17 protein-coding genes are annotated in these 18,058 nt (G+C 60.5%); 3 read left to right on the top strand and 14 right to left on the bottom strand.

Going from position 1 to position 18,058, the window contains the following annotated elements; translation table 11 throughout:
• Positions 1 to 439 precede the first annotated feature (439 nt).
• The gene (locus tag B5V00_RS00175) at positions 440 to 3,502 is read left to right on the top strand and encodes an ATP-binding protein (protein ID WP_172399552.1); all 3,063 of its coding nucleotides are present in this window, start codon (positions 440 to 442) and stop codon (positions 3,500 to 3,502) included.
• Here B5V00_RS00175 and B5V00_RS00170 read toward each other — a convergent pair.
• From B5V00_RS00170 to B5V00_RS00140, 7 genes are all read right to left on the bottom strand, one after another.
• On the bottom strand, positions 3,432 to 3,941 hold the full coding sequence (locus B5V00_RS00170; RefSeq protein WP_085008286.1) for an NADH-quinone oxidoreductase subunit B family protein: 510 nt from the start codon (positions 3,939 to 3,941) through the stop codon (positions 3,432 to 3,434). The two genes, B5V00_RS00175 and B5V00_RS00170, sit on opposite strands and share 71 nt — an antisense overlap.
• 217 nt (positions 3,942 to 4,158) lie before the next feature.
• Complete coding sequence (locus B5V00_RS00165) at positions 4,159 to 5,760, bottom strand: hydrogenase large subunit (protein WP_085008284.1); 1,602 nt, start codon at positions 5,758 to 5,760, stop codon at positions 4,159 to 4,161.
• The gene (locus B5V00_RS00160) at positions 5,757 to 7,223 is read right to left on the bottom strand and encodes a hydrogenase 4 subunit F (RefSeq protein ID WP_085008282.1); all 1,467 of its coding nucleotides are present in this window, start codon (positions 7,221 to 7,223) and stop codon (positions 5,757 to 5,759) included. Before B5V00_RS00160 ends, B5V00_RS00165 begins: the two co-directional genes overlap by 4 nt.
• Positions 7,220 to 7,897 (bottom strand): formate hydrogenlyase, encoded by a 678-nt coding sequence (locus tag B5V00_RS00155; protein WP_085008280.1) that lies wholly within the window; start codon positions 7,895 to 7,897, stop codon positions 7,220 to 7,222. The genes B5V00_RS00160 and B5V00_RS00155 overlap by 4 nt, the downstream gene beginning before the upstream one ends.
• 2 nt (positions 7,898 to 7,899) lie before the next feature.
• On the bottom strand, positions 7,900 to 8,844 hold the full coding sequence (locus B5V00_RS00150) for a respiratory chain complex I subunit 1 family protein (RefSeq protein ID WP_085008278.1): 945 nt from the start codon (positions 8,842 to 8,844) through the stop codon (positions 7,900 to 7,902).
• A complete protein-coding gene (hyfB, locus tag B5V00_RS00145; RefSeq protein WP_085008276.1) occupies positions 8,841 to 10,853 on the bottom strand; it encodes a hydrogenase 4 subunit B in 2,013 nt (670 codons plus the stop codon). Before hyfB ends, B5V00_RS00150 begins: the two co-directional genes overlap by 4 nt.
• Before the next feature lie 2 nt (positions 10,854 to 10,855).
• A complete protein-coding gene (locus B5V00_RS00140; protein ID WP_085008274.1) occupies positions 10,856 to 11,572 on the bottom strand; it encodes a PTS sugar transporter subunit IIA in 717 nt (238 codons plus the stop codon).
• Between the two features lie 133 nt (positions 11,573 to 11,705).
• On the opposite strand from B5V00_RS00140, the gene B5V00_RS00135 reads away from it, so the two are divergent.
• A complete protein-coding gene (locus tag B5V00_RS00135; protein ID WP_085008273.1) occupies positions 11,706 to 11,912 on the top strand; it encodes a zinc ribbon domain-containing protein in 207 nt (68 codons plus the stop codon).
• 100 nt (positions 11,913 to 12,012) lie between these two features.
• Here B5V00_RS00135 and B5V00_RS00130 read toward each other — a convergent pair whose 3' ends face one another.
• Both B5V00_RS00130 and B5V00_RS00125 read right to left on the bottom strand, forming a co-directional pair.
• Positions 12,013 to 13,434 (bottom strand): phosphoglucomutase/phosphomannomutase family protein, encoded by a 1,422-nt coding sequence (locus B5V00_RS00130; protein WP_085008271.1) that lies wholly within the window; start codon positions 13,432 to 13,434, stop codon positions 12,013 to 12,015.
• 94 nt (positions 13,435 to 13,528) lie between these two features.
• Positions 13,529 to 13,825 carry a CxxCxxCC domain-containing protein gene (locus tag B5V00_RS00125; protein WP_085008269.1) on the bottom strand — a complete coding sequence of 99 codons (297 nt, stop codon included), beginning with the start codon at positions 13,823 to 13,825 and terminating at the stop codon, positions 13,529 to 13,531.
• 371 nt (positions 13,826 to 14,196) lie between these two features.
• Between B5V00_RS00125 and B5V00_RS00120 the strand changes: the two genes are divergently transcribed.
• Positions 14,197 to 14,475, top strand: a complete 279-nt coding sequence (locus B5V00_RS00120) for a PxxKW family cysteine-rich protein (RefSeq protein ID WP_085008267.1) — start codon at positions 14,197 to 14,199, stop codon at positions 14,473 to 14,475.
• Positions 14,476 to 14,585: 110 nt separating this feature from the next.
• On the opposite strand, the gene B5V00_RS00115 is transcribed toward B5V00_RS00120, so the two are convergent.
• From B5V00_RS00115 to hfq, 5 genes are all read right to left on the bottom strand, one after another.
• Entirely contained in the window at positions 14,586 to 15,281 is a 696-nt protein-coding gene (locus B5V00_RS00115) for an LrgB family protein (protein ID WP_085008266.1), read from the bottom strand.
• On the bottom strand, positions 15,271 to 15,624 hold the full coding sequence (locus tag B5V00_RS00110; protein ID WP_085008264.1) for a CidA/LrgA family protein: 354 nt from the start codon (positions 15,622 to 15,624) through the stop codon (positions 15,271 to 15,273). Before B5V00_RS00110 ends, B5V00_RS00115 begins: the two co-directional genes overlap by 11 nt.
• Before the next feature lie 10 nt (positions 15,625 to 15,634).
• The gene (locus B5V00_RS00105) at positions 15,635 to 16,417 is read right to left on the bottom strand and encodes a tetratricopeptide repeat protein (RefSeq protein WP_085008262.1); all 783 of its coding nucleotides are present in this window, start codon (positions 16,415 to 16,417) and stop codon (positions 15,635 to 15,637) included.
• Positions 16,414 to 17,712: a DUF512 domain-containing protein gene (locus B5V00_RS00100; protein WP_245803877.1), complete on the bottom strand. Its 1,299-nt coding sequence runs from the start codon at positions 17,710 to 17,712 to the stop codon at positions 16,414 to 16,416. The genes B5V00_RS00105 and B5V00_RS00100 overlap by 4 nt, the downstream gene beginning before the upstream one ends.
• Before the next feature lie 109 nt (positions 17,713 to 17,821).
• Complete coding sequence (gene hfq, locus B5V00_RS00095; RefSeq protein ID WP_085008258.1) at positions 17,822 to 18,055, bottom strand: RNA chaperone Hfq; 234 nt, start codon at positions 18,053 to 18,055, stop codon at positions 17,822 to 17,824.
• Positions 18,056 to 18,058: the final 3 nt, after the last annotated feature.

Below are 18,058 nucleotides of genomic sequence, written 5' to 3'. Positions count from 1 at the left end.
CGGCTGCTCCAGCACGTCAATCCGATAGCCGGGGATGACAATGGGGCAGAGATCCGGTCAAACCGAGACCGGGGACGAAAGACAACCTCGAAGCGAACGGCCCCCCTCAAAAAAGACAATTACATTACAGTCGCAAAAATAGTAGGATTCATTGACGACGCAGTCAACCGTAAAAACAGACAACATTATTATTTTTCCTTCTCATTTCAATTACTTGAGCAATTTTACCATTCCCGATAGAGGGTCACCTTGTTGCCGACGGCGCCAACGCCTTGCCCACGCAGGAACGTACAGGTCCATTCCCCGCCCGACACTGTCTTTCAGGAGCTGTCACTTCAAAACCGGCCGTCATGCTCCACAATCCGGGATTTCTTCTTGTAATATCTTGTTTTCAGGCTATTTTTAGATGACCCGGCAGTTTTCAGGAAATACCCAGTCTATGAAGCAAACCGGTCAAGAGGACGAACCAGTCTACAACAGCAGAATCCTGGATACCTACGTCAAATTCCTGAAATCGAAATATCCTTCGATCGACCTTAACACACTGCTTGAACATACCGGCATTTCCGCTGATGAAATCGCCGACGAAGGACACTGGTTCAGCCAGCGGCAGGTGGACCGTTTCTATGACAACCTGGTGCAGATGACCGGGCAGAACGACATCGCCCGGGAAGCCGGTCGCTTTGCCGCTTCCCCGGAAGCCCTCGGCTCGCTTCGCCAGTACCTGCTGGGGTTCATGTCACTCGACAAGTTTTTCGCCATTTTCGAGCAAACGTCGAAAAAGCTGACCCGATCCGCAACCTATAGAACCAGGAAACTGGCCCGCAACAGTTACGAGGTGACGGTTCAACCTTATCCCGGAATGGAAGAAAAACCCTTTCAGTGCGCCAACAGAACCGGCTTTTTCGAGGCGATCGGCACTTTGTTCGGATTTGAACCGCCGGACATCGAACATTCCGAATGCCTGTTCAAGGGCGGCCGGGTCTGCCGTTATGTCATCAGCTGGAAAAAAGGGCGGACCGCAACACATCGTCGCTTCGGCCTGGCGGCCGGCATTCTTTACTGCGGAGGCCTGCTCCTGGCGGCAATTTTCCCGCCATTGCGGGCCACAGACTTTTTCTGGCCCGGTTACATCTTTTTCGGATTGACGCTGCTGGTTTTCTTCCAGTACCTGGAAAAGAAGTGCCTGAAAAAACGCCTCATGGAACTGCGCGAGAATTCCCAGAAGAATCTCGAGCAGATCAATACCAACTACAACAACGCCCTGATCATCAACGAAATAGGCCAGACGATCAGCAGGGCAACGGATATCGAAACCATCCTGTCCGACATCGTGCAGATATTTCAAACGCGTCTTGACTACCAGCGTTGCGCCATCTACCTCGCCAACAAGGATCGTACCAGGCTGGTCTTCAGACAAGGCCTGAGCCAGATTCCGGATCAACTGGATCTTGCCCGGAAAATCGATTTTCACCTCGACAATCCGTCCTCGCGCGGGATTTTCATCACCGCCTTTCACCAGCAGCGCCCGATTCTGACCAACGACATCTACGAACTGAAGGATCTTTTTTCGCCCCGCAGTTTCAAACTGGCCCAGGATCTGGGAGTCAAGTCCATCATCTGCTGCCCGATCATCTGCGATGGACAGTCGTTGGGGATTCTGGCGGTCGACAACTTCCAGTCCAAACGCGTCCTGGTCAAGAGTGATTTAAGCCTGCTGATGGGTATCGCCTCGACACTTGGCGTCAGCATCCGCAACGCCGAACTGCTGACCACCCTGCAGAATCAACTGGACGAGATCAAGGCGCGGGATGAAGAACTGCGGCGCCACAGTGAAATTCTCGAGGAGCAGGTACAGAAACGCACCCGGGAGTTGAACGAAGCACTGATCAAAGCCCGCGACCTGGCGAACCAGGCCAACGCGGCCAACCGGGAGAAGTCGCGTTTCCTGGCCAACATGAGCCATGAAATCCGCACCCCGCTCTACGGGGTCCTCGGCATGACTGAAATCCTGCTGAAAAGCAACTTGAACGAAGATCAGCGCGCCAAGGGCCTGACGGTCTTCGAATCGGGGAAAATGCTGCTGCGGATCATCGACGACATCCTCGACCTGTCAAAAATCGAAGCCGGAAAAATCGAATTCGAAAACATTCCGTTCACCCTGCGGGAAACCGTTGCCGCGACCATCGAGCTGTTCTCATCCCTGGCCGAGAAAAAGGAGCTTGCCCTGACGCTGGATATTGACGACCGGGCACCGAACCTGCTGCGTGGCGATCCGATCAGGCTCCGTCAGATATTGTCGAACCTGATCAGCAACGCAATAAAATTCACCGAGCGCGGCGGGGTTGAGGTCCGTGTAGAAGTTCTTGAAGATCTTCCCGACCGGGCAACATTGAAATTTTCAGTCAAGGACAGCGGCGTCGGCATCCCGGCGGAAAAACTCGAACGGATTTTCGAGGGGTTCACCCAGGCTGAAGACAGCGTGGCCCGCAAATACGGCGGCACCGGGCTCGGAACCACCATCGCCCGCCACCTGGTTGAACTGCAGGGAGGAGCCATCGATGTTAAAAGCAATGTCGAACAGGGAACCTGCTTCTGGTTCCGGCTCGGCTATGCAAAAGCGGCGGCAGCCGTGTCGGCCGTGGCGGAAACCGAGTCCGACTACGATACCAAACGGGTGGAGAAACCCGTCCACATCCTGTTGGTGGAAGACAACCCGGTCAACCGCGAAATCACCAGCTGGCATCTGACCGACGCCCTCGATTGCCGGGTTGATTTTGCTGACAACGGCATCCAGGCGGTGGCCAAGACCCTCCTCGGCAGCTACGACCTGATCCTGATGGATATCCAGATGCCGGAGATGGACGGTATGACGGCCACCACCCTTATCCGGCGCAACGGTTACACTTCCGAGTCGGTCCCGATTATCGGCCTGACCGCCAATATCCTCAGGGAAGATCACCAGAAATGCCTGGCTGCCGGCATGAATGATGTCCTTCACAAACCCCTGACACGTGAAACCCTGTTGGCTTTCGTGCGCAAATGGACAGCCGACAAGGGACATGGCGAAAAGGACCTGACAGAAACAAAAGAGGTTACTGCTGACAGATGCTCAGAGAAACAGAAACGGCTCGATCTCTTCAAGGGAAACCAGGAGATGCTGAACAGGGTCACGAACATCTTTCTCCGCGACACGGAAGAAAAAGTCGTTTCCATCAAGCGGGCATCAGAGGCCGGAGACTGTAAGGCGATCGCCGGTTTTGCCCATGCCATCAGGGGCAGCGCCGGCAACCTGAGCTGTCAGTCCCTGGCGGAGATCGCCCGCAGGCTGGAGGAACGAAGCAAAGCCGGTGACTTCGACAGCATCCCCGGCCTACGCAACGATCTGGAGTCGGAACTGGCCCGTTTCAGGGCAGAGGTCACAAAAGAAATCAAACCCGCTGCAGCAGATCAAGCAGGCCCCGCAGCAACTGCAGCGGAGCGGGAGGACAACCCGGAATGACGGCATCGACCGGCAGGACGGCGGACACCGGTCCGCAGCTGGCGTAGGACTCTCCGAACTCCCCGCCGTACCCGGCACAGTTCCCCATGGCAACCACCAGCTTCGGCGACGGCGTGGCGGCATAGGTTCGCTTGAGGGCTTCTTCCATGTGCTTTGAGACCACCCCGGTCACCAGCAGCAGGTCGGCATGCCGCGGCGACGCGACGAAGTGAATGCCGAACCGTTCGATGTCGTAAAAGCTGTTGTTGACAGCGTGCATCTCCAGCTCGCAGCCGTTGCAGGAACCGGCATCGACCATGCGGATCGCCAGCGAATGACCGAACTTGCGGGCGATCTCCCGCTGACAGGCCTCCCCCAGTTCGACCGCCTCGTCATCGGCAGCCGGCAGCGGCTCGGTCAGTTTCCCGGTACGCCGAATTCGATCGAAGATTCTAAACATAGCTTAAATCCTTTTGGGGCCGCCAAGGCGCCAAGAAAAGCTAAAGCATTATTTAACGGAGAGGCGCAGAGGTGGAGAGAAAAACCATTTTTTCTGTATAACCTGAATCAGTGGGTTCTGGTATGAACAAAACCCGGCCTTTGATTTTCTCTGCGTCTCTGCCTCTCTCCGACTCTCCGTTAAAAAAGGCCATGGGCGATAAAGAGGCAAAGCCTTCCTACAGATCATGGCCCGAATACGATCCATTCACCGACTTGTTGTTGACCGGAAAATCGGGCACGATGACATCCTCCAGCAGCATTTCCAGCGCCGGCCATGACAGCCAGCTCGGATCGCGGGGGAAGTAGCGCTCCACCCGCCCCGCGGCTGACAGACGCACATAGGCAACCGTCTCACCGCGCCAACCCTCGATCAGGCCGATCCCTTCAACCTCGCCGCCGGGTACCGGGCAGTCGGCCCGCAGGACGCCGTCCGGCAGGTCAGCCAACAGCTGTTCGATCAGGCCGATGGCGACCAGCACCTCTTCCCCGCGCACACTGACCCGGCAGGCGACATCCCCCACAAGGCAGGCCGGAACCTCAACCCGCAGTCGGTCGTAGGGTGCGTAGGGGGCGTCACGACGCAGGTCATCCTGCAGGTTGCCGGCGCGACCGATGTAGCCGATGACGCCGATCCGCCGGGCCTGCTCCGGCGGCAGGATGCCGGTACCGCGCAACCGGTCCTGCAGGCTCGGGTATTCGAGCAGCAGCGGCAGCAGCTCTTCGACATCGATCCGCAACCGTTGCAATTCTTCCAACATGGAGAGAGTCTGACCGGCATCGAGATCGACCGCCACGCCCCCCGGAACCACCCGATCGAACAGCAGCCGATGACCGAAAAGAACCTGGTTCTGCCGCTGAACCAGTTCCCGCAGACGGGTCATCTGCACCTGGGCAAAGGCAAAGCCGACATCGTTGCAGATGGCACCGATATCGCCGAGATGGTTGGCGATCCGCTCCCGCTCGACCAGGATCGCCCGCAGAGCCAGGGCTCGGGGCGGCACCTCGACCTGCAGGGCGCGCTCCACGGCCTGGCAGGCGGCCCAGCCGTGCGCCACCGCACTGTCACCGGAAACCCGGCAGGCCAATCGCGCCAGCCCGGTCAGATCACGCCCGACAGCGATCTTCTCGATCCCCTTGTGGACATAGCCGAGATGTTCCTCCATCCGCAGGATGGTTTCACCGACCGCCTGAAAACGGAAATGCCCCGGCTCGATGATCCCGGCGTGAACCGGTCCGACCGGAATTTCATAGACCCCCTCCCCGACCACGGCCGGAAAGGGATAGTTGCAGTCGGGCGGCGTCGTGCCGCTGCGACGACCGGCAACCGGAAAATCAACCCGCAGCGGGTAGTCCCCTTCCGCCCAGCCCTGGTGACGCAGCCAGCGGCGACGGTCGGGATGGTCAATGAAGCGGACGCCGAACATATCCTGCAGGGCCCGCTCCGGACGATCGGCGGCAATGTAGGCCCCGGTCTGCGATGTCAGTTCCGGCAGAGCTTCATCGACCGCGGTTTCCAGCAGCAGATGGCCGTCACAGCCAAACAGCAGAGAACGGATCAGGATCTGCGGCGGGCGATGATCCCCCCAGACCGCCGACCAGCGCAACCCCTGCCGGGCGGCGATATCCGCGACCTGTCCCCAGTCACCGGGGGCGATCCGCAGCCGGGCCTGCAATCCGGGCAAGGGATCGAGAATTTCGGCAAGGTCGGCTACTGCCAGGCGTCCGACCAGTTCGGCAACCCGCCCGGCGGTCACATTGACGGTCTGCACGCGACTCATAACAGCCCCCTTCCGACCACCATGATGGTCGCCTGATCGAGCCAGCGGGAGAGAACATCGGGAATGGCGATCCCCAGCCAGAGGACCACCAGCAGGTGCAGCAGCACCGGCAGCATATTGGCCTTGACCGGCACCTGCCCGGCAGGCGGTTCACCGAATACCATCGGCTGCAGGTGACGGAACAGGCCGGCAAAGGCGACCGCCAGCCCGATCAGCAGCGGGATCACCAGCAGCGGCCAGCTCTTGATGGTGGCGGAAAAGAGCAGGAACTCGCTGGTGAAGACGCCGAAGGGAGGGAACCCGGCAATCGCCACCACGCCGAGCAGGAAGCTCCAGCCGATGCTCGGCTGGGTGCGGATCAGGCCGCGGATCTTGTCGATGCTCTGGGTTCCCGCGACATGGGCGGCGTGCCCGACGGTCACGAAGATCGCCGACTTGGTCAGCGAGTGGACAATCATGTGCAGCAGGCCGCCGAAGGTCGCCAGCGGACCGCCGATGCCGAAGGCCAGGGTCATCAGCCCCATGTGTTCGATCGACGAGTAGGAGAACATCCGCTTGATATCCTTCTGCCGGTGCAGCAGGATGCCGGCGACGGTAAAGGAGAGCATGCCGAAGCCCATCATCAGGTAGCCGGGAAGATGGTTGCCGAGGGCCGGCTCGATCAGCATCTTGTAGCGCACCACGGCGTAGAGGGCGATATTGAGCAGCAGCCCGGAAAGGATCGCCGACATCGGCGTCGGCCCCTCCGAATGGGCGTCCGGCAGCCAGTTGTGCAGCGGCACCAGGCCGATCTTGGTGCCGTAGCCGACCAGCAGGAAGACGAACGCCAGGGTCAGCACCGTCGGTTCAAGCTCAGCGGCATGGTCCTTCAGCACACTCCACAACAGTGCGTCCTCGGAACCGGGCAGCACCCGTTCGGCGGCGAAATAGATCAGCACCGTGCCGAACAGGGCCTGGGCGATGCCGACCCCGCAGAGGATGAAATATTTCCAGCCGGCCTCGATCGATTCCGGGGTCCGGTAGAGGGATACCAGCAGCACCGTCGCCAGTGTCGCCCCCTCGACGGCCACCCACAGCAGGCCCAGGTTGTTGGTGGTCAGGGCGACCAGCATGGTCAGCAGGAATCCCTGGTACATCGAGTGGTAGAGCCTCATGCGGGCGTCATCGACCCGTCCGATTTCCACCTCGTGGGCCATGTAGGGCCGCGAGAAGATGGCGGTCGTCAAGCCGACCAGGGCGTTGACCAGCACCAGGTAGACGTTGAAGGCGTCGACGTAGAAAAGCTTGCCGGGCGACATCAGCGCGCCGTTGTTGAAAACATCGACCGCGCAGCTCAGCGAGGTGGCGAAGGTCGCGGCGCAGACCAGCAGGTTGAGGCTGCCGGCATGCTTCCAGTGGCCGATCAGGGCAAAGGCCAGGGTCGCCGCCAGGGGAATCAGCAGGGTCAGGTAAAGGGCGGTCATCGATCCACCTCGTGCAGCCGGTTCAGGTGATCGACATCGAGTGAACCGATCCCCGAGCGCAGTTGAAAAAAGAAGATGCCGAACAGGATGGCGGCCACCAGCACGTCAAAGGCCACCCCGAGTTCAACCACCATCGGCATGCCGTAGGTCGCCACCACGGCGGCAAAAAAGAGGCCGTTCTCCATCGACATGAAACCGATCACCTGGGCGACCGCCTTGCGCCGGGTGATGATCATCAGCATGCCGATCAGGATGACCGCCAGGGAGATGGCGATGGTGTTGCGGGTTGCCAGGAAAGAGAGTTCCCGAATCGGCTGAACCACGTAGTAGCTGAACAGCACCAGCGCCCCGCCGCCGATCATTACCAGCGACGCGTTGCCGACCGTCTCGACCTCACGGCGGATATCCAGTCGCACCACCAGCCGCCTGAGCTGCCAGGGGATGAAGAACACCTTCAACGCCAGGGTCATGAACGCCGAGATGAAGAGATGATGCCGTCCCGAGGTCACCGCCATCAGGCAGGTGGCGATGAACAGCAGCGCACCCTGCCAGGCAAAGGTGTGGATCAGGCTGACGATGCGGCTCTGTGCCAGCAGCAGGAAGGAGGTGAAGAGAATCAGCGCCGCCAGGGTCAGGACAAACTGTTCCGCCAGGGGAAGTTGCGTCAGGGACATGATCAGTTGACCTCCAGGATGACGTGGCTGAGCATGCCGAGCAGGCAGAGGATAAAAGCCAGCCCGAGGTACTGCGGCACCCGGAACAGCCGCATCTTGGCCAGCCCGGTTTCGGCCACGGCCAGCGCCGTGCCGAGCAGCAGCAACTTCAGTGTGATGGCGCCGAGGCCGATCAGCAGCGACAGCGGCGCGAAGTCGACCGCCACCCCCCAGGGCAGGAACAGGTTGCAGAGCAGGACACTGTAGATCATCAGCTTCAGCATCGCCCCCCATTCCATCAACGCCAGATGCCGACCGCTGTATTCGAGAATCATCGCCTCGTGAACCATGGTCAGTTCCAGGTGGGTGGCCGGGTTGTCGACCGGAATTCGGCCGGTCTCGGCCACCGCCACCAGCACCAGGCCCATGGCGGCGAAGACGAAGGAGGGATAGAGCTGGAAAGGCTGCTCGATCAGGTAGCCGATCATCGACGCCAGGTTGGTGCTGCGCACCGTCATCGCCAGGGTGAAGACCCCCAGCAGCATCGCCGGTTCAGCCAGCGAGGCGATGGTCATCTCCCGTGAGGACCCCATGCCGCCGAAAGGGGTGCCGACATCCATCCCCGCCAGGGCGAGAAAAAACCGGCCGAGAGCGAAAAATCCAACCAGCACGATGACATCGGCAATCGCCGCGGTCGGCAGGCCGATCGCCACCATCGGCACCACCGAGCAGGCCAGCGCAGTGACACTGAAGACCACATAGGGGGCGACACGGAAAATCGGGCTGGCGGTTTCGGCAACCACCGCCTCCTTGCCGAACAGCCGCAGCAAGTCCCGGTAGGGCTGCCAGGGTGGCGGCCCCTGGCGGGACTGCAGCCGGCATTTGATCCATTTGACCCAGCCGGCCAGGAACGGCGCACCGAAGGCCAGCAGGCCGGTCTGAACAAGGGCGAGAAGCCAGCCTTTCATAGCGACACCACCAGCAGCAGAACAATCAGGGTAAAGAAGGAGTAAGCGAGATAGGCGCGGATATTGCCGCCCTGGATCATCGCCATGCGGCGGGCGGTCGCCAGCAGCAGCCGACCGATCGGCTCATAAACCTTGAGCCAGGCCCAGTCACCTATCTTCAACTGATAACGACCGCCCTGCTCTTCAGCGGTCGGTGTCCGGTACGATTCCGTGATCGGCCACACCGGACGGAAAATCCTCCGGATCGGCATGGTGAAGGCGGTGGCGGTGTATTGCATCCGCGCGTTCAGAGAGCCGAAGCCACAATCCCAGGCCGGAACTCTCCGCACCGGAAAACGGCGGCGGCGGGGATGCATCCAGAGCCAGGCCAGCACCCAGGCCAGGCCGATGCCGAGCAGCACCAGCGGCGCCCCGTAGGAAGCGACCTGCGACGACACCGGTGTCAGCCAGAGCCAACCATGGGCAGTCGTCTCCGGCATGCCGCCGGGGAAAAACAGCCGGGCGATATGTTCCAACTGCCCGACGGTCCAGGTCGGCAGCACCCCGAACAACAGGCAGAGGGCGGCCAGAACGATCTGGCCGGCCAACGGCCCCGCTGTGGTTTCTGTGGCCGCGGCACTTTTCTCGCTGCGCGGCAGACCGAGAAAACAGATGCCGAACACCTTGACAAAACAGGCCGCCGCCAGCGCTCCGGTCAGCGCCAGCACTGCCGCGGCAACCGGAATCAGCGCCCCGAGAATGTTGTTTTCCAGCACCGGGCCCTGCAGCGCGGTCTGAAAGGTAAGCCACTCGGAGACGAATCCGTTGAACGGCGGCAGGGCCGAAATACTGATGCAGCCGACCAGGAAACAGGTGGCGGTCACCGGCAGCCGCCGGATCAGGCCGCCCATCTTTTCCAGGTCATGTTCACGGCTCTGCTGCAGGACAACCCCGGCGCCGAAGAAAAGCAGACTCTTGAACAGGGCGTGGTTGAGACAGTGATAGAGGGCGGCAATCAGGCCAAGAGCGGCCAGCGCCGGATGCCCGGTCCCGGCGAAGATCATCGACAGGCCGAGGCCCATGTAGATAATACCGATATTCTCCACGCTGTGGTAGGCCAGCAGCCGTTTCAGGTCATGCTGCATCAGGGCATAGAGGACTCCGAGGATGGCCGAGGCGCTGCCGACAAAGAGCACCAGCGCCCCCCACTGCCAGTGAATGCCGCCGAGCAGATCGTAGCTGAAACGAATGAAGCCGTAGACCGCCACCTTGAGCATGACTCCCGACATCAACGCCGAGACATGGCTCGGCGCCACCGGGTGCGCCTGCGGCAGCCAGACATGCAGCGGCACCAGTCCGGCCTTCATGCCGAAACCGACAAAGGCCAGCAGGAAAGCCACGCTGCTCCAACCCGGTGAGAGCGTGGCGGCGGCCATGTGGGCAAAATCGAAACCATGGCCGAAACCGGACAGCACCCCGTAACCGAGCAGGATGAACAGCCCGCCGACCTGGGCCATCAGCAGGTAGATGAAAGCAGCCCGCCGGTTGACCTCATGCTGGTGCTGGTAGGCAACCAGGAAATAGCTGGTCACCGACATCAGTTCCCAGGCGATCATGAAGGAAAAAGCGTCAGCGGCCAGCAGCACCAGCTGCATCCCGGCCACGAACAGGCCGGTGAACAGGGTCAGCGGCAGCAGCGGCTGTGGACCCTGTTCATATTCGCGCACATAGGCCGGTCCGTAGATGGCGGCCACCAGGGTCACCAGGCTGACCACCGCCAGGAAAAATCCGGCAAGCGGATCGAGCTGCAGGTGGCTGTGCAGCCAGGGCAGGCCGACCGGCAGGACAATACGGCTCGGCTCGGCGCTGCCCAGCGCCATGCCCCCGGCGACCATCCCGAGAACCCCGGAGATCCCGAGCAGGGGAAAGGCAATCCGCCTGGCGACGGCATTGCTGCCGGGTCGAACGAGGGGCAGCAGACCGGACAGCAGGGCGGCGCCAACGGCAAGAAACGCGAGAGAAAGAGGCATGGCTAACAGCCCTCCCCTTGAGATGCCGTTGAATCAGGCGAATTGGAAGCCACTGCGGGATAAGCCTGTTCCAGGACCGTGAAAATCTCTCCCCGGTTCCCCTGCCGACGCAACACTTCGCGCACCGCGGTGTTGTGCAGGGCGTGGGCCACCTGCCGCAACAGGTGCAGGTGGGTACGCAGGGTCGGCGCCAGGGGAACAAAGAGAATTCCGACCGGTATACCGTCAAGAGCGCCGAAATCAACCGGGTGTTCCAGAAAGGCCAGGGTCAGGCTCGGCTGGCTGAGGTTGAGCAGGCCGGGGCTGCGGGGATGCGGCAGGGCGACTCCCCCGCCGAAAGCGGTCGAGGCCAACTCTTCGCGGGCAATCAGAACCTGCCGCAGGTAATCACGATCAACCTCCTCCGGCAGACGCAGGTGACTGACCAGGGAATGCAGGACCTCGTCCCGGGTTCGTCCATCGAGGCGGTAAATGATGCCGCCGGCCTCAAGAGCCTCCCGAAGTTCGGGCAATGGCCGCGCGTCCTGCTCGGGATCGGCATGGGCATCGGGCGAAACCCCGAGACGGCGCGAGGTCGCCCATTCAATCAGTTCAGCACGGTTGAAACGGTAGCTGCCATGGACCTTGTAAGCCGGAATCGCGCCCTGCTTGATCCAGCGGTAAACGGTCTTTTCCGAAACCGTCAGCAGACCGGCCGCATCTTTCACCGAAAGATTCATGAAATATCCTGTTATCTATTTCCCTGATTGGACAATTTTGGACATTATCTACCGCGAGGCAAAAATGTCAAGACTTGACTTCACTGCTCCCTTCATTCAAAAATACGAATAAATTGACCTGAGGAGGTTTTTCATGCCGATCTATGAATTCCACTGTGCGGCCTGTGACCGAACATTTGAGAAGCTGAGTCACAGCGACGTCACCGAGCACCCCTGTCCCGACTGTGGCGCGACCGCCGCCAAGGCGATCTCGATTCCGGCCAAGGGCCAAATCGGCGTGACCGCTACGGGAGCCCCACCCTGCGCCGCCGGCTGCGGAAAATCATCCGGCTTCACCTGAGGCTGAAAACAAGGCCGGGCGTGACCCGGCCGGAAAAACAAACGGCCCCGGAAATCCAGGGCCGTTTGTTTAATTTACACAGAACTGAAAAACACCCTCTTCAGCCGGTCAGAAACGCCTCTCCCGCCTGCAGAATCCTCTCCAGAGTCCCGGCATCCCGGGCTTCGCCGTAAAGCCTGACCACCGGCTCGGTCCCGGACTTGCGAAACAGCAGCCAGGCGCCATTCTCCAGCAGACATTTATACCCGTCGATGGTCACGACATCGATCACCGCGAGGTCAGCGAAACGTTCCGGCAGGGCATTCATCCTGGCGGCATAGCCCTGTTCGAGATCATCAGTGAGGCGAATATTGCTGCGCCGGGTGTAAAACTCACCGACCCGTTCATAAAGATCGGCCAGCAGATCACCGATTCCCCTGCCGGTCACGGCGACCATTTCCGCCACCAGCAGGCAGGCGAGGATGCCGTCCTTGTCGGGGACATGATCGCGGATTGTCAGGCCGGCACTTTCCTCGCCGCCGATGAGGACCTTGCCCGCGGCGATATATTCGCCGATATACTTGAATCCGACCGGGGTTTCAAGTACCTGTCGCCCGTGGCTGCGGGCCACCGCGTCGACAAAGTGTGAGGTCGCCACCGAACGGGCCACATCCCCCGCTTCCCCCTTGACCCGCAACAGGTAATCGGCCAGCAGGGCAAGAATATAATTCGGTTCGTAATAACTGCCGTCACCATCGACAATGCCGTAACGGTCAGCGTCACCATCCGTTGCCAGACCGAGACCGATGGCCGCGTCGGAACGGATCATGGCAATGAAATCAGCAATGCAGGTCTCCGCCGGTTCCGGCGGCAGGCCGCCGAAGGTCGGGTCGATGTGATCGTTGAAGGTCACCACCTCAACCCCCGCCTCGCGCAGGATACGATCGAGATAGCCCCTCCCCGTTCCATAGAGGGGATTGACCGCTATCTTCAGGCCCGAAGCGGCGATGGCGGCAAAATCGATACGTCGACGCAGGGTTTCGAAATAGGCCGGCAACGGGTCGATTTCCACCACCAATCCTTCACGCACCGCCCGGTCCAGCGGCATGTCCCGGTAACAGACCTGTCCCAGCATGCGATTGGCGCGCTCTTCGATATCGCGCGTCGTCTCCGGCAGAGCCGGGCCTCCCGAAGCGGGAGAAAATTTCAAGCCGTTGTATTCGCAGGGATTGTGACTGGCGGTAAAATTGATGGCGGCGCCGGCCCGCCGGGCGAGTACCTCGTGGGCAATGACCGGCGTCGGCGTATCACGGTTGCAGATCCAGCTGCGGATACCTGACCCGGCCAGCACCCGGCAGGCCTCGTGGGCAAAGCGCCGCCCCATGAAGCGGGCGTCGTAGCCGACCACCACGCCGTCATCAGCCGCACCTTCAGCAACCAGATGGTCAGCGATCGCCTGGGTCACCACCCTGACATTTTCAAAGGTAAAATCCTCGGCCAGAATCCCCCGCCAGCCGGATGTCCCGAAAACAATTTTATTCATGTATCCTCCCCCTCATCCGGGTCGATCGGATCGCCTGAGCCGGCGCCCGTCAGCCTGTCCACCTCGAAGAATATCAGCACCTGCCCCGCAGGCATCATGACGCCTCCTCGTCCCATGTGTCCCAAAGGTGCGGCGCGGGGTAATTATCCCGCCCGGCAACATAGGGACAATCATCAGGCAAAACGCCCATGCCGAGAACCCGCGGCGACAGCGGCATACAATCCGGCTTGACCCGGGAACGCCGATCATAGACAGTGCAGAGCCGGGTTTCCAGATCCAGATAAGGACAGGGTTGATCAGTGTAATAAACCTCACCTTCGAATTCAATCTTCTCGTAGCAGCAACGGCCGCAACGCCGACAAATCTGCTCCCAACGGGAATGTTTTCTCATGCAGGAACTCCTCAGAACATCTTCACTTTCAGGTTCGGCGTCTGTGCTCAGGCTAAAGGATCAGGGCGCCGTCGTCAACAGATGCCCTGCAACCCAAATCCACCGGCAATTTCGGGATTCAGGTGTCGTTACGGATGAATCTGCTTCGTTGCCTTCACCGATTCGGTGCTCAACGTAGCTCGGCTACGTTTCCGCCCGAATCGGCATGGCGCCTTGCATCTCTACCCGTCCCGCCACCCTCGGTCCACAAAACAGCCGGTGGATTCGGGTGCAAGTTTTCGTTGACAGTCCACTCCGGAATCGGGTAAAAGGGGGGTCTTGGGAAAAAACAGAGACGACTCTTGATACTATAAAGTAAGGAGACTCCAGTCATGCAGTGTCAAACAGTTCTTCCCGGTACCGAGTGTACCTTCTGGGGCAAAAACGGTTGCAGTTTCGAAGGCAATTCCTGCCAGCAGATCGTCGAGCAGTGCGAAGGTTGCGCACGCGTCGTCGAAGGTTCGATCGGCAAGGTCTGTTCGGTCGCCCCGGCGCCGGCCAGGAAATGGGCCGTCAATATCTGCAATTTCGCCACCCATCAGAAGGTTGAAAAGAAGGTGGTCGAGCAGCGCATCAACCCGCTCAAGGCCTCCAAGCGCGGCGGCCACTGAGTCGCACCCGCAAATCGTTTCAGACAAAAAAGGCAGACCCGAAAGGGCCTGCCTTTTTTGTGTTCAACCTGAATCTGCGGGGTCATATAATTCACTGATTCAGGTTCACATCAGGAAAAAAGCAGAAACAGCATCGGCAGCAGAAAGGCAGTCAGCAACCCGTTGAGACCGATGGCCAACCCGGCGACCGCCCCCCCGAGACGATCCACCTCCAGCATCCGCGCGGTACCGATCCCGTGAGCCGCGGTACCGACCGCCAGGCCGATGGCAACCCGGTTCCGCAGCCCGATCAGGCGACAGAACTCGGGCCCGCAGATGGCTCCGAGACAACCGGTCATGACCACCAGCGCCGCTGTCAGGGGAGCGATCCCGCCGATCTTTTCGACGATACTGATGGCGATCGGTGTGGTCACCGACTTCGGCGCCAGCGAGAGGACCACGTCGTGGCTGCCGCCGAGCAACCAGGCCAGGCCGGATGCTGACATCACCGACGCCAGGCCGCCGGCGGCAACGCCGACCAGAATCGGCGTCCGCCGCGCCCAGATCTCACGGCGCCGCGCGTAGAGCGGAACCGCCAGGGCAACCACCGACGGACCGAGCAGGAAGAGAATATAGTGCCCGCCGACGGCATAGCTGCGGTAGGGGATCCTGCAGGCCAGCAGCAACAGGATGATACCGAGAATGGAGAGCGCCACCGGGTTGCAGAAAAGGCTCCCGGTCCGGCGGTAGAGCATCTGCGCCAGGGCGTAGACGACAATCGTCAGGGTGATGCCGAACAGCGGCGTGGCAAAGAACTCACTCGGCATGTTCGCCCCCTTCCCGGTCCAGCAGGCTGGCGACCCAACCGGTCACCGCCATGACCACGAAGGTGCTGACAACCGTAGCGATACTGATCGGCAGCCACTCCCGGGCGATCAGGCCGCCATAGACCATCACCCCGACACCGGCCGGAACAAAGAAAAGCGCCAGGTGCGACAACAGCAATTCGGCCGCCTCCTCGATCCAGGTCAGCTTCACCCAGCCGCAACCGAGGGCCGCCAGCAGCAACGCCATACCGATCACATTGCCTGGAATCGGAATTCCGCTCCAGCGGCTCAGCAGTTCGCCGAAAAACTGGAATCCGAGCAGGACGGCAAATCCATGAATCATCTTCCTTCCCTCAGCTTTTCAAACCGGCGATCACGGCCGTCACCTCGTCACGGATCTGTCGGGCCTCATCGCCGGACTCCAGGCGCAGGAATGTTTCAAAAGCGGCGATTGCGTCCCGAACCTGCTCACGGTCAAGACAGATATTTCCCAACGTCAGCCAGGCGAAGGCGAACTCGGGATCGAGCTGCAGCGTCTTGCGGCACATGCTCTCGCCGCGGTCCAGATCACCGCCGTCATAATAGAGTTCACCCAGGTTGTAGTAGGCCTGGGGATCATCCGGTTCCAGTTCGGTCACCTTCTCATAGGCGGAAACAGCCGCCGCAACATCGCCCAGCGCGAAACAGGCGTCGCCGTAGGAATTGAGAGCGAAAACCGATTGCGGATCAAGGTTGAGCGCCTGCTTGTGGCAGACCAGGGCCTGCTGGTAATTTTCCTGCTGATAATGCAGAAGTCCCAGGCTGACCCAGGCGTCCACCTGTTCCCGGTCCAGCTCGATCACCCGCTCGTAGCAGCCGCGGGCCGCGGCGGCATCTCCCAGTTCAAAACAGGTATCACCCAGGGAGAAGATCAGCTCGATGTCATCGGGAAAGGTGGCGACCGCCTTCTCAAGCACCCGCCGGGACTCCGTCAATTTTTCGTTTTCAGCGAGAGCCTCGGCGAGCAGCAAAGGGATTTCGGCATCGTCACCGGCCTGCTGCAGGGCTTTGCGCAGGCACTTTTCGGCCATCTCGACCGCGCCGCGTTCAAGAGCAAGCCGCCCCTGTTCCTTCAACTCAGAACTCGTCCCGTTCATAAATTTTCTCCAGATAAGAAAGACCTGATGCCGGCCACCAGGCCGGGCGCGGTTGAGTCGATCACCGTGACGGGGCAACCGAGCCGGACGGACAGCTCCGCCGGACTCAGGTCATCCAGCAACTGCTCGCTGCCGTCACGCAGCACGATATCGGGCAACAGCAGTCCGGCCCCGAGGTCGACGCCCCGCAGATGGGAAAGGATATCCTCACCACAGATCAGCCCGGCGACACTGATTTCACCACCGAACAAACGACTGGGCACGGCCAGCACCTGCAGTTCGACCTCCGAACAGGCGGCGAGCTGATCAGCGAACGCCTGCAGTTCGGAGTGAAAGGAATGTCCGGTAATTGTCGTCAGGCGAAACGGCGGCAACCCGGCCGCGTCCCGCAGCGCGGCTTTCGTCCCCTGACGGAAAACGGCTATCAGGCCGATGCCGTTCTCCAGTTGGGGAAAACCTTCATAGTGTTCAGCCGACGGCAGCGGCCGCTGCGCCTTGAGATAGAATTCATCGGCGGCAAAGACGAAGCGTCCGCCGTCAGTTCGGAACTGCCGCTGCCGATCCTCAATCAAATCAAGCACCCTTTCCGCTTCGACACGAGAGGGCGTGCGCAATGTCGGCAATGCCTGACGATGACCGGTCAGGCCGACCGGCACCACAGCCAGCGATGCGATCCCGGGGCGCAGGTCGGCCAGCGCGGAGATGCTCTCCTGAAGCACGGCGCCATCATTGATGCCGGGACAGAGTACGATCTGGGTATGCAGGGTGATCCCGCCGCTGACCAGTTTTTTCAATAACGGCAGAACCGGCGGCGCCTGTTTGCCGAGCAGACGGTTGCGAATCTCCGGCGTCACGGCATGTACCGAAACATACAATGGCGAGAGTCGCTGTTCAAGAATGCGCCGCAGATCCGACTCGGCCAGGTTGGCCAGGGTCACATAAGCCCCGTAGAGGAAGGAGAAACGATAATCCTCGTCCTTGATATAGAGGGTCGAACGCAACCCGCGCGGGAGTTGATGAACGTAGCAGAATTGACAGTTGTTTCCGCAACGGCTCGGCTCCGGGTGGGCGAACTCCAGTCCCAGGTCATCCTCGACCCCGAGTTCGATTTCCAGTTCCCAGAGGTCACCGTCGGCCTTCTCGATCTGCAGCAGCAACGGGGAATCCGCCAGGTAAAAACGGGCGTCAATGAGATCGCGGATTGCATGCCCGTTCACCTCAAGGAGAAAATCTCCCGCTTCGATGTCCAGTTCCCGGCCGACAGATTCCGGGTGTACGGCGATAATCTCAAGCATCGAACCCATCGATCATAACGACCAGCGGCAGACCAAAAGACAACAGGCCCCCGTAACAACCCGGGGTTGTCAACGGGGACCTGTTATCGGTCTGACTTTGGGATGAAAATCAGTCCCGGCCGCCGTGCAGGCGGAAACTGCCGTCACTCGAAGTGATGGAGGAAATCGCGTGCTTGTAAAGCAGGATGTCACCACTGCTGTCAACCAGCACGCAGAAACTGTCAAACGACTTGATGAATCCCTCCAGCTTTTCGCCGGACATCATGGTGATGGCAACGCGCACCCTCTCTTTACGCGCCTGGTTGAGATACTGGTCCTGGATGTTGAATGGCGTCTTAGGCATGTC

The sequence above is a fragment of the Geothermobacter hydrogeniphilus genome (assembly GCF_002093115.1).
In the GTDB taxonomy this organism is placed as follows: Bacteria; Desulfobacterota; Desulfuromonadia; order Desulfuromonadales; family Geothermobacteraceae; genus Geothermobacter_A; species Geothermobacter_A hydrogeniphilus.
Note: the sequence above shows the minus strand (reverse complement) of the source record. Positions and strands in the feature narration are given on the sequence as shown.